Genomic DNA, 15192 nt, shown 5'->3' with positions numbered 1-15192 from the left:
GCACGACGACGGGTGTGACGGGTGTCCTGCCTTCCGGCAGACACATAACTTAAGTTGTATTACATAATCGGTCTGAAACGCAGTCATGGCGCAGTAACGCACGCGTCCGATGCTGCAGGACTTCGCCCAATCCGGACACTACAGTCATGAAAAAATCACTCTCGTCATTGCTGGCGACGGCCTTGGCGGCACCGCTTGCCGCCTTCGCCGTCGACCTGGCCCCTGCACTGCCCGGAAGTTATGGCACCGGTGGCGGCTCGGATGCGCTGTTCGTCAAAATCGATGACAACTGGCAGGGCAGCACCGTGCTGTGGGATGAAGCCACACTCACCTACGGCAGTGGACAACCGATATCCGACTTTGCCTGGGGCACCGGCATCTGGGGCATCGCCGACTGGCATGCGCTGATCGACCAGCCGCAGGGCCAGTCCGGTGTCATCGAGCGCTGGACCGGCATCGCGAGCCAGGTGAATTTCGGCAATACGCTTTACAACGCGATGTATTCGTCTCAGTGGGGCAGCGCATTGCCGCTGCCGCTGAGCGCGCCACAGACCAACTGGCTGTCGCGCTTCGATGGCTACATCCGCATCACCGAAAAAAGTCTCTACAACTTCGGCGTGCTGTATGACGACGGATTCTTCTTCAACCTGTACGGTGCAGACGGCGCGGTGCTGTCGCTGGCCAAGGACGGCGTGAATCCCCGCGACCGGCTCGGCTTCGAGCAGGACATCCTGCTCGACGTCGGCCTGTATCGCTTCCAGCTTGGTGCCTACAACCGGCTTGAGGCCGGCGTCGTCGACCTGCGCTGGTCGCGTGAAGGCGCTGCCGACTGGACGCTCGTGCCGACCGAAAACCTGCTCAGCCTGACCCAGCCGCTGCCGGTACCCGAACCTGCGACCTGGTGGATGCTGCTGGGTGGGCTGGGCCTGATCGCCGTCGCAGCCCGGCGACGTGCCTGATGCGCCGTGAGCCCCTGCGCGGCGCGGGTCAGCGACTGGTGCATGTCGTCGTCGTCGCTGCGGGGTGGTTCCTGTTCGGATGGGCCTGGCTGCTGGTCGGTCGCGACCTGCCCGACTACGGCGTACTGGCCTGGATGATCGTTGCCACACTGGTCATCAGCCCGGCGGTGACGCTTTATTGGGTGCTGCACAATCTGGCGATTTTCAAGCTTAAGGGTCCCCGGCGCCAGCTGCCGGACGTAAAGGCCGACTACCTGCATGACTGGGCCGGGCGGCCGGTAGTGGCCGACTGGGACACGCTGCGCACCGCAAATATCACGGTGATCGGCGTCGTCGATTCCCGAAAGCTGTACCGCTGTCTCGCGCCGCGCAGCGTCGATCCAGGAGTGTCGCGACTGTTCGGCAAGGGCTGACCCGCAGTCATGCACGCGCTTGAAGGACTGCTGATCGGCATTCAGTACACCGGGACCTACTCGGTTGCGCTGTTCTTCTTCGCGGCCTACCCCATCATTTCCAGCCTGGTGTGGATCACCACGTCGCTGTTTTTCGTGTTCCGCTGGGAACGCGACGAGCCGGGTGCGGCGCCGCCCGAGCGCAACTTCGCTCCGCCGGTCAGCATCCTCATTCCGGCGCACAACGAAGACGCGGTGATCGCACGCTCACTGGTCGCGGTGTGCGCCGTCGACTACCCGGACTACGAAATCGTGGTGGTCAATGACGGCTCCAGCGACAGCACGGTGCGCCAGGTGCTGCCCTTCGTGCAGACGGGCCGGGTGCGCCTGATCGACAAGCGCATCAACGAAGGCAAGGCGATGGCGCTGAACGACGCGCTGCCGATGCTGCGCGGCGACATCGTGCTCATCATGGATGCGGATGCCGAACCCGAACCCGACATCCTGTGGCACCTGGTCCCGCACTTCATGAGCGCCCGCGTCGCAGCCGTCACGGGCAACCCGCGGGTGCGCAACGTCGACAACTTCCTGAGCCGCCTGCAGGCGATCGAATTCACGTCCATCGTCAGCCTGCTGCGACGCTCGCAGCGCATCTGGGGCCGCATCGTGACGGTGTCAGGCGTGGTGGCCGCCTTCCGCAAGAGCGCCGTGCAGTCGGTCGGCGGTTTTTCGCCCGACATGCCGACCGAAGACATCGAACTGACGTGGAAGCTGCAGCGCCACTTTCACGACATCCGCTACGAGCCGCACGCCATCGTGTGGATGACGGTGCCGACGCACTTCCGGGCGCTGTTCCGGCAGCGGCTGCGCTGGGCACGCGGCCTGATGCAGGTGCTGCGCCGCCATCACGACGTCATCCTGCACTGGCGTTACCGTCGCATGTGGCCGATGTTCATCGAGTCGGTGCTGTCGATCTGCTGGGCCATTGTGTTCGTGGCGATGACGATGTTGTGGATCGCATCGTGGGCGATCGGCTTTCCACCGGTCGGCGCGTCGCCACTGCCCAATCTGTGGGGCATGGTGATCGCCACCCTGTGCCTGGTGCAGCTGGCCCTGGGCACGCTGATCGACCACCGGTATGACCGCGGAATCTGGCGCTACTTTCCATACGCCGTGTTCTATCCCCTTGTTTACTGGGCCTTCCTTGCCGTCACCACCTGCATGTCGCTGCACCACCTGTTTGTTGCGCCTGCGCGACAGTCGATCACGTGGAACACGCCGCGCACCGGGCGCGAGGCCTGATACTTTTGTTATACGAATCCCCCGCAGCATCCTCTTTTATGACGCGTGCACTGCCTGCCCTGACGCTCGCCCTGACGCTGACACTTTCGCTGGTCGCAGCGCAGCCCGCTTTCGCGGTCCATCCGCAGCGCGACGAAGCGCGCCGGCTGGTCGAGGCGCGTGACTATGCGCCGGCGATCGAGCTCTACCGCGGGCTGGTGAGCCAGTTTCCGGACGACACGGACCTGTTGATCGAAGCCGCCCGGGTCGAAGGGTTTGCCGACCGCAACGAGGCGGCTGCGGAACTGTACGAGCGCGCGCTGCGCAGTGCACCGGCCCGGCAGGCAGACATCCTCCCTTCACTCGCCTGGCAGTCGTTATGGGCGGGCCGCTTCGAACGCGCCGCGACGCTGTTCCGGCAGCGGATGAATGGCTGGTCCAACGCGACATCAGTCAGCGACAGCCGGCGCGGCCTGATCGAATCCCTGCTCGGCCTGGCGCGTTCGCGTACTGCAGCGCAGGACTACGCCGGTGCGCTCGACACCTATGCACAACTGGCACAGGTCGACCGTGCGGATGCGACGCGCACGGCGGAGGTGGCGCGCGTGCTGGGTTATGCCGACCGCAACGCCGAGTCGGCGGTGACGTATCGGCTGGCGCTGCAGCTTGCGCCTGAACGACGCACCGAGTGGTTGCTTCCGATGGCCTGGCAGACCTTGTGGTCGGGCGATGCCGCGGGCGCCCGTACGCTGTTCTCGCAAGCGCATGCCGAAGGGATTGGCCTGCCCGAAATCTGGCGTGGTCTTGCGCAGGCCTGTGCCGCGCTGGACCGCCATCCCTGCGCTGCCGAAGCGTGGCGCAAGCTGCTCGCCAACCAGCCGGACGACCGCGGAGCACAGCGCGGCCTTGCACGCGCGCTGCTTTGGTCGGACGACCCGGCCGGTGCGCGGGCGATCTACGCTGCCCTGCTGCAGGCCGATCCGGGCGATGCCGATGCGCAGCTCGGTCTGGCGCAGTCCGAAAACTTCTCCGGTCGGCATCGCGCAGCGGTCGGCGAATTCGACCGGCTGGATACGTCTACAGATCCCGGCATGAACGTGGCGAAGGCGCGCGCCCTCTACTGGGCCGGCTATGCCGACGAAGCCATGCCGCTGCTGACCGATGTCACTGACGAGGGCGCGCAGTGGCTGCGCGATTACCGCATCCGGCGCGATACGCAGCACTACGCCTCGGCCGGCATTGACTGGTCGGACGACGCCGACCGGTTGCGCATCGTCACGCCGTTCGCGCTGGCCGGCTGGCGACGTTCGCCGACCGAACTGTTCGAGGTCGGCGTGCGCCTGCCGCAGATCAGCGGCTACGAAACCGGAACACGTTCGCCGCGCCGCACGGTCAGCGGCAGCGAAATCAGCGCAACCTACGGCTTGCGTCTGGGCGAGGTGCGCGGCGGCCGCGGCACGCTGTGGCCCGGTTTCACGCTCGGCCGACGCGACTATGACGGTTGGCAGAGCACGGTGTGGCGAGCACGTGTGCGCTACGTTCCCGCGGATCTGTGGCGCATCGACGCGGAAACCGGCAGCGGCATCATCGACACCATCAGTGCCCTGCGCAACGAAGTGAATTTCCGCGACATTTCGGTCGGTGCGACCTATACGCCGACGCCGCGCTGGAGCTTCGCCGGCAGCGTCGCGCGGCTAGAATTCGATGACGACAACCAGCGCTCCCGCATCGCCTGGCGTGGCGACTACGCGCTGTGGACGCGTCCGCAGATCCGGCTGGGTATCGAAGGCAACCGGTTCGAAAACAGCCGGCCCTGGGACGTCAGCCGCGCCAATCGCGGCTACTACAACCCGGATCGCTATCTCGAATACCGGGCCTTCATGTCGATCTACGACGACGTCCGCCCGTGGAGCTACTACGCGAAGGCCGCGTTCGGCCGCTACGACGAAACCGACGGCGATGGCAACGGCGCATCCGGCCGCAACTATCTGCTCGAAGGTTGGGTGGCCTACGACATCGGGCCCGGCTGGCAGCTGCGTGCGGCAGCCGGCATTTCCGACAGCGAAGCAGGCTCGCCGGGCGGCGGAAGCGGCTACTGGCGCCGCTTCGGCAGCGTCACGCTCAACGCCTGGTTCTGATCATCCTAACCCAGCCCGGATTACGACTCGCGCGTGTGGATGTTCCCCGATCCGACCATGCGGTGGGCACCGGTGCGCGCCCGATTACCTGGCATCCGGTGCAAATTCCGACTTCGGCTCCGCACCGCGCTTCTTTCGGACGGATGACGACCATCCGTTGTGGATACACCCCGCTCATTGCCGACACGCATCGGGGTGCCTTCCGAGACGGCCACCCGAATCGCGTCCAGCTCACCCTGCGCTCGAATCGCCGACGACCAGCACATCACAGTCGGATTCCGAAAGGACATGACGGGTCACGCTGCCCAGCAGCATTTCCTTGATGCGGTTGCGACCCTGCTTGCCGAGCGCAATCAGATCACAGTGTTCCTGCTGCTGTACTTCGCGAATGAGTGAACACGCATCTCCGTGGCGAACGATGATGCGCGACTGGTCGGCAATCCCGGCGCTTGCCTGCAGCGCTTCCATGTGCTGGAAAGCCGAGCTGCGCTCGGCAATCCGCAGCGCATGTATTGCCGCGTCGTCGATGCCTGCATAACGCAGCTTGCCTTCGAATGGCAGTTCGAAGGCGTGCAGCAGAATGATTTCGGCGCGCGGAGCGAGCACGTGTACAGCCTGCAACGACGGTTCCGAAGCCATCGAGAAATCAACCGGCACGAGCACGCGCCGGTACGCCGCATGAGGTGGCTGGCGAACCACCAGCACCGGCTTTGTCATCACCCCGAGCATGCGCTCTGCGGTCGAACCCAGCATCAGGTGGCGCATGAAATCCTCACCGCGCGCGCCCAGCACCAGCAGATCGGCGTCAAGCTCATCGAGCTGGCCGATGATTTCCTGCACGACGGCGCCGGTCGATATCCGCACAGCGGCGGATACCCCATGCGCCCGCCCCAGTTCGTCGGCGAGGTCACGCAGCGTGTTGCAGGCATCATCGACGATGCGCTGTTCGACCGTCGGCGCGCTCGTGCCGAGCAACTCATGCAACGTCGCCATCACCCCGCTGCTGACTGCATGCATCAGCGTCAGCCGGGCACCCGTCTCCGCAGCGAGCTGGAATGCACGGGCAAGCGCCTCCCGGGCCGGGGCTGAAAGATCAGTTGCCGCGAGAATGTTACGGATTGGCTTCATGTCGCTCCTCCTTCTTGCGTATCAATTCGGACAGGTGCTCCGCAACATAATCCACCGCATTGCGGAACGGATACAGCACGATCGGGGCACCCGCGCGCTTGAGCTGCTCACCCTGCCCATCGTCACGCGCCACGATCGCCACCTCGCCGGCAAACTGGCGCGCCCTCAGCGCCGCCAGCCACTCGCGGTTCGATTCGAAATCAGGCAGCGTGCTGATCGCCCACTGGACTGTGTCGAGCGGCAGGCTGTCGAGGAAATGGGGATCCTGCGCATCGCCGAAATCCACCTGTACTCCGCGCCCGCGCAACTCAAGCACCACCTCCGGATCGAAGTCGATGCCGCGCACGGTCAAGCCTGCGTCGGCAAGTTGCAGCGCAAGCCGTTTGCCGTAGCGCCCGAGCCCGAACACCATCACGTCAGTCGTACCGGAGCGCTCGACCCCGCTTTCGACTGTCACCTCGCGATATGGATGCTTGCGCTCGAATATCGACAGCCAGGGTGACAGCCTCTCGAACAGCGGCTGTGCATGAATGATCATGTAGGTAGACAGCGCGATGGTGACCAGCCCGACCAGCGTCGTCAGCCCCAGCGCCTCGCGGCCGATGTGGCCCAGCGTGATGCCCATGGCAACGAACACGATTGAAAACTCGCTGATCTGTGCAACGGTCAGACCGGCCAGAAAGCCGGTGCGCTTTCTGTAGCCCATATACCCCATGATGGCCATCACGATCAGCGGGTTACCGATCAGTACGAAGGCGCTGAGCACAAGCGCCGGCACAACTTCATCGCCCAGCGTCGACAGATCGAGCCGGGCGCCGAGATCGATGAAGAAGAACAACAGCAGGAAGTCGCGCACGCCGGTCAGGCGGGCGCTCATGGCTTCACGGTAAGGGGTCGACGCCAGCGAAAAGCCCGCGACGAAGGCGCCGGCCTCTTTCGAGAAGCCGGCCCACTCGCCCAGTGCGGCAAGGCCGGTTCCCCAGGCAATCGCAAACAGCAGCAACAGTTCCTGCGAGCGCGCCATGGTGCGCACCAGCGGCGGCAGGATGTAGCGCATCAGCACGAAGATTATCAGCGCGGCGCCGGACACCCGCGCGAGCAGCGACAGCACGACTTCCGTTGCGCCCGCATCGCCGGCACCGCGCAGCGCGCTCATGGCCATCATGGCGAGCACGACGGCGATGTCCTGCACGATCAGGAAGCCGACCGCGATGCGCCCGTGCAGCGAATCGAGCTCCCGTTTATCGGACAGCAGCTTGACGATGATGATGGTGCTGGAGAAAGTCAGTGCAACCGCGACATAAAGCGCTTCCATCGCGCCCCTGCCGAGCAGCAGCACCAGGATGAATCCGAAGAATATCGTGAAGCACAGCTGACCCAGGCCGGTCGCCAGCGCAACGGGACCGATACGCCTGACATGCGAAAGATCCAGCTTGAGTCCGACCACGAACAACAGCACCGCCACACCGATCTGCGCCAGCAGATCGATCTGGTCATGCGCCTGGACAAATCCGAATGCCGCCGGCCCGGCCAGTATGCCGACCACGATGTAGGCGATCAGCACGGGCTGGCGCAGACGTACGGCCAGCGCACCGGCAGCCGTGGTCAGCCCGAGCAGCAGCGCCATTTCGGCAAACACGCTGGATTGCATCCCTTCAGTCACCATGAAACATCTTCTCCCGCATCACTGACTCCCTGTCGATCCGGCATCCGGCAGACGGAATCGCCGACGGAAACGACCCTCTTCAACGCGCCACGACGACGCCTGCATGCTGCCTCATTCGGCAATCAGATGCATCCGGCTTTCATCCGGACTTATTGCATCGTCATTCATCTCGATCCGGTGCAGGAGCTGCAGCGCCTTTCCGGCCTGTTCCGCTGCAAGCCGCATGGCGCGTGCGCGCTCCAGCAGGGCATCCATGCGGGCAATATCGAGTGCGTCGGCGGCGGCGGCACGCAGAATCGCGTCCTTCAGGGCAGCATAGCCGGCAACCAGCGCATCGGGCAGCACTGCGGCAGCTGGCAGACTCGCCGCATCCCCCGCGGGCAGCACCAACGCGAGCCAGTCGCGTACCTGTGTGCGAAAGTGCGTCTCGCAGCGGACCACGTCGTCCGGAAGCGGTCCCGAAGGAACCGGTTCAGCGATCACGGCTCCCATGCGGGCGACCGTTTCGTAGTACCGCAACTCGCGCAGGACGCGCGGCAGGCGCTCGCCGCTGGCTGCACTCATCGTGCTGCGGTGGATGCTGACGACAAATCCTGCGACTGCCCGGGTGAGCCGGTCGAATGCGTCACGCTGATGGGCGATCGATTCGGGTGCGGCGCCATCCAGCGCCGACAGCACCATCCCCCTGGCCATCGCGCCGACCCGGCGCGCCTCCAGCGCCAGTGCATCAAGCGCGAGCGTCGGTACCGAAAGCACGTTCGCGTCGAGGTGCTGCGGACGTCCGGCGTCTTCGTCGGGTGTAACGAAGCGCGCCGACAGGGCCCGCTCCAGCCGCATGGACAGGGGCCACATCAGCAACACGCCGAGCACATTGAACGTGGTGTGAAACGTCGCGAGAACGGTGGTCGCCGTCGGCTCGAGTTCCAGCACATCCGTCATCCATGCGACCAGCGCAAGCAATACCGGAAGGCACAGCAGGGCAACGACTGCGGTGATCAGATTGAACGCCACATGCGCCGCAGCGGTGCGTCGGGCATTCGGTGTCGCGCCCAGTGCGGCGATGATCGCCGTGATGGTGGTACCGAGGTTGACGCCTATCACGCCGGCAGCGGCCACCGACAAGGGCACCACGCCACCCGCCACGGCCGTCAGCACGACGGCCATCGCGGCACTCGATGACTGCATGAGTGTGGTCAATACGATCCCGACGAGTACGGCGGACAGCACACCGCCGGCTCCACCGGCTGCCCAGGCGTCGAAATTGACAGCGGATCCGAGACCTCCGAATGCCTCCCGCAACACATCGATACCCAGAAACAGCGCCCCGAAGCCGGCGATCGTCATGCCGATCGCCGCCCGGCGCGACCCTTCGCCGGTCAGACGCAGCAGCATGCCGACCCCGATGAGCGGCAGCGCGAACAGCTCGATCGGCATCTTGAAACCGACCAGCGCAACCAGCCAGCCGGTCATCGTCGTGCCTACATTGCTGCCGAAAATGACCCACATTGACTGACCGAGTGTCAGCAGGCCCGCATTGACGAAGCCGATGGTGGCGACCGTCACAGCGCTCGACGATTGCACCAGCCCGGTCACCAGCACGCCGGACAGCAGCGCGCGCAGTCGGGTGCGCGTCCAGTCCGACAGAATGCGCTCCAGCGCGGGGCCGGCAGCCAGTTTGAGTCCGTCCGTCATGAAGCCCATGCCGAGCAGGAACAGGCCGAGACCGCCAAGGAGGTGAAAGAGCGGTTCCATGAGGTCAGCCGCTCTGCTGCCGGCGGCGTGCCCAGGAGCGAACCGCCAGCTTTTCCAGTTCGATGATGACCAACAGGAGGGCGCCGAACACCAGAACCGGCCACCAGTCGCTCATCTGCGGAGGAGCGGTGCCGAACAGCATCTGTGCTGCTGGCAGATAGTTGAACAGCCCCTGCAGCACCAGCAGCAAAAGAATGGCGAGCAGCACATAGCGGTTGCCCGTGACACCTTCGACGGTCAGCGAACTTGCGGTGAGGTGGCGCACATTGAACAGATAGACCATTTCACCGAACACCAGCGTGTTTACGGCGACCGTGCGCGCCAGTTCCATTGAGCCCCCTTCATCGAGTGTGCGCAGGAACAGGGTCAGACCGCCGGTCACCAGCAGCAGCGACACGAACGCTATGCGCCACAGCAGGAACCCGGTCAGCAGCGGTTCGTCCGGGCTTCTCGGCGGGCGGCGCATGATGTCCGATTCCGGTGTTTCGAACGCCAGTGCGAGCGACAGGGTGACGGCAGTCACCATGTTCACCCACAGAATTTGCGCGGGCGTGATCGGCAGCGTCAGGCCGAGCAGGATGGCCGTGACCAGGATGCCGGCCTGCCCGCCCCCGGTCGGCAGGATGAAAATGACCGCCTTGCGGATATTGTCGAATACCGTGCGGCCCTCTTCCACCGCGGCGGCAATCGACGCGAAATTGTCGTCGGCCAGTACCATTTCGGCCGCCTCCTTGGCGGCTTCGGTGCCCTTGTCACCCATGGCCACGCCGACGTCGGCACGTTTCAGCGCAGGTGCGTCATTGACGCCGTCGCCGGTCATCGCCACCACTTCGCCATTGGCCTGCAGCGCCTGAACGATGCGCAGCTTGTGCTCCGGGCTGGCGCGCGCAAAGATTTCGGTGTCGGCCACTGCGACGCGCAGCTGCAAGTCATCCATCCGTTCGATCTGCGGGCCGGCCAGCACGCGTACCGTGTCACCCAGACCCAGCTGTTCGCCGATCGCGCGGGCGGTGACGGCATGATCTCCGGTGATCATGCGCACGGAGATGCCGGCACCGCGGCAGCGCGCCACTGCGGCAACCGCCTCCTCACGCGGCGGATCGGCAAGGCCGAGCAGCGCAAGCAGTGTGAAGCCGCCGGCCTCGACGTCGGCAAATGTCAGCGCGCTCAACGACGTGTCCATCGGCTTGATTGCCAGCGCGAGCAGACGCATGCCCTCGCTCGCCACGGCTTCGCTGCAGGCATGCCAGTAGGCCGGCTGAAGCGGCTGCGCATCACCGCCCTCGCGCTGTTCGCGACACAGTTCGAACACGCGCTCGGGCGCGCCCTTGAGCAGCATGAATGCGCGGCCCTGATGATCGTGATGGAGGGTAGCCATGAAGCGGTGTTCGGATTCGAACGGAATGGTGTCGATGCGCGGCAGCATGTCCGCTTCGCGATGCGCATCGAGACCGACCTTGAGCGCCAGCGTGATCAGCGCACCTTCGGTCGGATCGCCCGCCAGCACCCATCTGCCTTCCGCATCCCGGTTCAGCGCGGCGTCATTGCACAGCAGCGCGGTACGGCCGATCTCGACCAGTTCGGGGCAATCGATCAGTTCGCATTCGCCGTCGTCGCGCGAAAACCCGCCTTGCGGTGCATAACCGGCACCGCTTACCCGGAAGGTGTCGCGCGCTGTCGTCACGCGCTGCACGGTCATTTCGTTTCGCGTCAGCGTGCCCGTCTTGTCCGAACAGATGACCGTGACCGAACCCAGCGCTTCGACTGCCGGCAGGCGCCGGATGATCGCGTGACGCTTCGCCATGCGCTGGACGCCGATGGCCAGCGTCACGGTCATGATGGCGGGCAGCCCTTCCGGGATTGCCGCGACGGCGATACCCACCGCGGCGAGGAACATGTCTGCGATTGAAAAATCATGGACCAGGATGCCGAAGGCAAACGCCACGGCAGCCACGCCGAGGATGGTCCAGGTCAGCCATGCACTGAAGGCTGCCATCCTGCGCGTCAGCGGCGTGGCCAGTTCCTGCACCCCGGCAAGCAGGGTGCTGATGTGGCCGATCTCGGTGCTTGCGCCGGTCGCGACCACAACGCCTGTGCCCTGGCCGTAGGTCACCAGCGTGCCGGAAAAAGCCATCGACCGGCGATCGCCGAGCGCCGCCTCGTCGGCACAGATCTCCGTGTGCTTGTCGACCGCCACCGACTCGCCGGTGAGCGCAGACTCGTCGATGCGCAGGTTGCGCACGTCCAGCAGTCGCAGATCGGCTGGAACGCGGTCGCCGGACGCGAGAAACACGATGTCGCCCCGGACCAGTTCCGCAGCCGGCAGATCGATCCGGCGTCCGCCGCGCAGCACCTGCGCGCGCGGCGAAAGCATCTTCCGTATGGCGTCGAGCGCCGCTTCGGCCTTGCCCTCCTGCAGAAAGCCGATCAAAGCATTGATGAGCACCACGCCAGCGATGACTGCGCTGTCCAGCAGGTGCCCGAGCAGCGCCGTCACCACGGCGGCGGCGATCAGTACGCGAATGAGCACGTTCTCGAATTGCGCAAGCATGCGTTGCAAAACACTGCGCCCCGCCGGCACGGGCAGGCTATTGGCGCCATCGGCCAAGAGTCGGCGCGCCGCCTCGTCGGCTGTCAGTCCGGCATCGCGTACGCTGCCGACCGAAGTCAGCGTCGCTGCGCCGGTGAGCGCGTGCCAGCTTTCCGGCCGCACCGGATTGTCCGTCTGATGCCGCATTTCAAGACTCCTTCGGGTTCAACCTGAAAACCTCGGATGACCGCTTGCCATCGCGCAAAAAGCCCTGCGCATCAAGGAGATCGGCACTTTTTGCTCGCTTGCCGTCCAGGCGACACCGCTTCGACCTCGCGTGCACGGCCGGCGGGCGCCCGGCTGCGTTGCTCGTCCTTGCAGGGTGCCATCCTGCCGCGTCCTCGCGCCTTGCCGTACACCCCGCCCACCATGCCCACGAAGCCGATCAACTGAGGTTTTCAGGTTCAATGCAATGCTAAACGCGGTACGCGACGATTTCATTTGCACGCTCAGCAAATGCACGCAAGCTTGAGGGGGGTCAAGAAAGGGCTGAAAACCAGGGAACCACGACGGCGGCCTGCGCACCCCGATACACGTATCAGTGTGTACCCGTGAGCGGCAGGTTGAGCAGCAGATTCTGCGGCTTCATCCGTACCAGACCATCTTCATCCATGGCCAGCGCCAGCCAGACCGGACGCGCCGTACCGTCACGGCGCAATTCGGCGCGCATGTCGCGCGCATCGAGGAAGTCGAGCCGGAACAGCGCGACGATGCGCGACAGGCGGTCCGGCGCCAGTTCGCCGCCTTCATACAGCGTGTTCAGAAGGTCCATCGCCTCGCGGTCAAGTCCGATGTGCCACGCCCACTGTTCGTCGCGGATGTCCTGCTGCGGCGTGATGCGGACGGCCGAGCCGTAAAAGTGGGCGATCCAGCGCTCCATCACACGACACAGCGCCTCGAGCGCCGGCTGGCCGAAATTCAGCGGCAGCACGGCCCGACGCCCGGTGCGCGCATACAGTTCAGCGGCGTTGCCGGCATCGAGCACGTCGAGCTCGGCCGCGCGCGGTATCGCCCCGGCCTGCCGGATCAGGCGGCCGATATTGCCGAAACCACCGGTTTCGGCGTAGTCGCCGAGCGTTTCGGCGTCGGCCATCAGGATGCGACCGGCGTGCGGCGTCGCGCGCTGGTTGCGGAAGAACAGTTCGGCTGCCCGCCACATCAGCGCGCCGTCATTGCCGGTGCAGTCTTCGAGCAGGCCGTGCAGGATGAGCTGCGTGAGTTGTGGCAAGAACAGCGGCGCGATGCCGCTCGGGCCGTCGAGAAACAGCTCAAGCCAGGCCGACTCGATGTCCGGTCGGGCGAGCACGCGGTCGCGCAAGGCGATGAAGGCAAACCAGTTGTCGCGCGCGTCTTCGTCGGCAATCGATGCGATGTCGTCATGGGCGACAATGCGCGCCGGCTCATCGAGCAGGCGCGAAACCAGCGCGCGCTCGGCGTTGCAGCTGTCCGCCACGAGCGCCAGTTCGGGCCGTGCCAGCCAGTCGCGCAGCAGTGCGTCGGTCACGACGAGGCGCCCGGCTGCGTTGCGCCTGACCCGCCCGAAGGCCGAGTCAGGCCACCAGCCGGCCGCCGGCATCAGCCGCGGACGAGCAGTTCGCCGCGTCCGCTGACCGCCATGTCGCCCATGTAGCGGCGTACGGTGCAGGCGCCGGCATCAAGCGCGCCGAACGGTCCGGGCAGGCCTTTCCAGCTCGCGTACAGCAGGCTGAGGAAGCCAAGCCGGTGCGCGCCGCAGTCGACGACGGTGGGCAGCATCCGCGCCGGCAGGGCACTGAGGATCAGCGTGCCGCGCTTCATGCCGTATGCCGGATACGCGCCCGGCATGCCGGCCACCGCGATGGTGCCGGCGATCATGCGGGTGCCGCAGTAGTCGCCAGCGTTGCCGCTGACGAGTATCTGGCCGCGCCGCATGCGATCGCCCAGACGGTCGCCGGCGTTGCCGCCGACCAGCAGCAGGCCGCCGGCCATGCCTTTCATCTCGCCCGGGATGGCGCCGCCAGCCGATTCGCCAACGTCACCGGCGATGTCGATGCGACCGCCCTTCATGCCGGTCGCGCAGAAGGCCCCGGTCGAACCAGCGACCGTGATCGTGCCGCCGAGCAGTCCCTGACCGACATACGGTCCGGCGTCGCCTTCGACGGTGATGCGGCCGGACTTCATGCCGGCGCCGATGCGTTCGAGCTTGCTGCAGTCGCCGCGGAACACGATGTCGGTCGTATCGTCGCCGGCAATCTCGAACAGTTGGTCTGCGCGCACGGCGCGCTTGCCGACGTGAAGCACGATGGCCGCAATGTCGGACACTGCCCCACCCGCGAGTGCAGCGGGACTCAGCGCGCCGACATCGACGCGCTGGGCCGGTGCGCTACGCAACGTGAATGTCAGGGCGCTCATTTCAGGATCTCCCGCAGGTGGTACTGGTACTGGCCGAGCTTGCCGCCGTAATTGCCCGCCGACAGGCGGCGGATGCCGCCGGCGGCACCAATCCGGCACACCGCGCGCATGCCGACCTCCATCGCCTTCTTGACCGACGCGTCGGTCAGGCCGTCGATGACGATTTCGAGCACCGCACCGATGCGTTCGTCCAGCTCGGACTTGGTCGCACCGCGCAGCGTCGGGCAGAAGGCGTCATTGGTCGAGGCCGACAGCGCCTTGTATTTCGAGCCCACCTTGGAGCCGGAACGCACGACGCCACCCGGGAAGGGCATGACGATTTCGCGCAGCTTGCGCATGTCGGCAATGGCCGCCTCGCAGGCTTCGAGCGCCTGCACCTGGGTATCGGCGAGCACCAGGAAATTGCCGCCACCGATCGCCTTTACCATGCGCGCGGTATCCTGCACCAGGAATTCGCCATCCATGACCGGGATGCGCCAGTAGCGCTTGCCGGCAATCTGCTTCGAGGTCTGGAAGCCGTCGCCAAAATAGCGCAGCGTCTTGCCCATGGGCACCGGATCGCCTTCGTCCAGCCCGGCGAAGATGGCGCTGGTCGGGCTGGTCAGCACGCACTGGCCGACGCGCCGCTCGATCTGCTTGATCATTTCCTTGCTCGACACTGCGAACAGCAGCACCGACACGCCCGGACGTCCGTCCGGCGTTTCTTCCGGTGACATCATGCGTTCGATGCCCGCCTCGGCTCCGCAGGCGATGACCGAGGTCGCGAAGCCGGTCAGCGCATTGGCCGAATGCAGCGCCCAGGTTTCGTTGTAGGCGGTGATGATGAGACGGATGCCGCGCATGCCGAATGCTTCGGCAAAGGTATCGTCGATTGCTACGCCATTGATGATCATCG

Annotated in this window: 11 protein-coding genes; 4 read left to right on the top strand and 7 right to left on the bottom strand. The window is 65.4% G+C overall.

Translation table 11 applies throughout. The annotated features are described in order from the left end of the window. Positions 1-146: 146 nt before the first annotated feature. From Q8R75_RS02440 to Q8R75_RS02425, 4 genes are read left to right on the top strand one after another with little or no spacing between them, the layout of a single operon-like run. The gene (locus Q8R75_RS02440; protein ID WP_305615248.1) at positions 147-959 is read left to right on the top strand and encodes a PEPxxWA-CTERM sorting domain-containing protein; all 813 of its coding nucleotides are present in this window, start codon (positions 147-149) and stop codon (positions 957-959) included. Beyond that, positions 959-1372, top strand: coding sequence for a hypothetical protein (locus Q8R75_RS02435; protein ID WP_305615246.1), 414 nt, complete (start codon positions 959-961; stop codon positions 1370-1372). Before Q8R75_RS02440 ends, Q8R75_RS02435 begins: the two co-directional genes overlap by 1 nt. A gap of 9 nt (positions 1373-1381) precedes the next feature. Further along, positions 1382-2653, top strand: coding sequence for a glycosyltransferase (locus tag Q8R75_RS02430; RefSeq protein WP_305615244.1), 1272 nt, complete (start codon positions 1382-1384; stop codon positions 2651-2653). Positions 2654-2691: 38 nt separating this feature from the next. Continuing rightward, complete coding sequence (locus Q8R75_RS02425) at positions 2692-4770, top strand: tetratricopeptide repeat protein (protein ID WP_305615241.1); 2079 nt, start codon at positions 2692-2694, stop codon at positions 4768-4770. Positions 4771-5001: 231 nt separating this feature from the next. Here Q8R75_RS02425 and Q8R75_RS02420 read toward each other — a convergent pair whose 3' ends face one another. The 7 genes from Q8R75_RS02420 to fhcD all read right to left on the bottom strand — a co-directional run bounded on the left by Q8R75_RS02420 (position 5002) and on the right by fhcD (position 15190). Continuing rightward, complete coding sequence (locus Q8R75_RS02420; RefSeq protein WP_305615313.1) at positions 5002-5898, bottom strand: universal stress protein; 897 nt, start codon at positions 5896-5898, stop codon at positions 5002-5004. Continuing rightward, on the bottom strand, positions 5882-7564 hold the full coding sequence (locus Q8R75_RS02415) for a cation:proton antiporter family protein (RefSeq protein WP_305615311.1): 1683 nt from the start codon (positions 7562-7564) through the stop codon (positions 5882-5884). The genes Q8R75_RS02420 and Q8R75_RS02415 overlap by 17 nt, the downstream gene beginning before the upstream one ends. 111 nt (positions 7565-7675) lie before the next feature. Beyond that, positions 7676-9316, bottom strand: coding sequence for a Na/Pi symporter (locus Q8R75_RS02410; RefSeq protein ID WP_305626145.1), 1641 nt, complete (start codon positions 9314-9316; stop codon positions 7676-7678). 4 nt (positions 9317-9320) lie between these two features. Continuing rightward, on the bottom strand, positions 9321-12053 hold the full coding sequence (locus Q8R75_RS02405) for a cation-transporting P-type ATPase (RefSeq protein ID WP_305626146.1): 2733 nt from the start codon (positions 12051-12053) through the stop codon (positions 9321-9323). Between the two features lie 391 nt (positions 12054-12444). Beyond that, positions 12445-13482: a DUF6352 family protein gene (locus tag Q8R75_RS02400; protein WP_305614189.1), complete on the bottom strand. Its 1038-nt coding sequence runs from the start codon at positions 13480-13482 to the stop codon at positions 12445-12447. Continuing rightward, positions 13482-14297 carry a formylmethanofuran dehydrogenase subunit C gene (locus Q8R75_RS02395; RefSeq protein ID WP_305614190.1) on the bottom strand — a complete coding sequence of 272 codons (816 nt, stop codon included), beginning with the start codon at positions 14295-14297 and terminating at the stop codon, positions 13482-13484. Before Q8R75_RS02395 ends, Q8R75_RS02400 begins: the two co-directional genes overlap by 1 nt. Continuing rightward, entirely contained in the window at positions 14294-15190 is an 897-nt protein-coding gene (gene fhcD, locus Q8R75_RS02390; protein ID WP_305614206.1) for a formylmethanofuran--tetrahydromethanopterin N-formyltransferase, read from the bottom strand. Before fhcD ends, Q8R75_RS02395 begins: the two co-directional genes overlap by 4 nt. Positions 15191-15192 lie beyond the last annotated feature (2 nt).

It is taken from the genome of Methyloversatilis sp. (assembly GCF_030696805.1).
Classification (GTDB): Bacteria; Pseudomonadota; Gammaproteobacteria; order Burkholderiales; family Rhodocyclaceae; genus Methyloversatilis.
The sequence above is the reverse complement of the archived record's forward strand: the minus strand, read 5'-3'. Positions and strand labels throughout refer to the sequence as shown.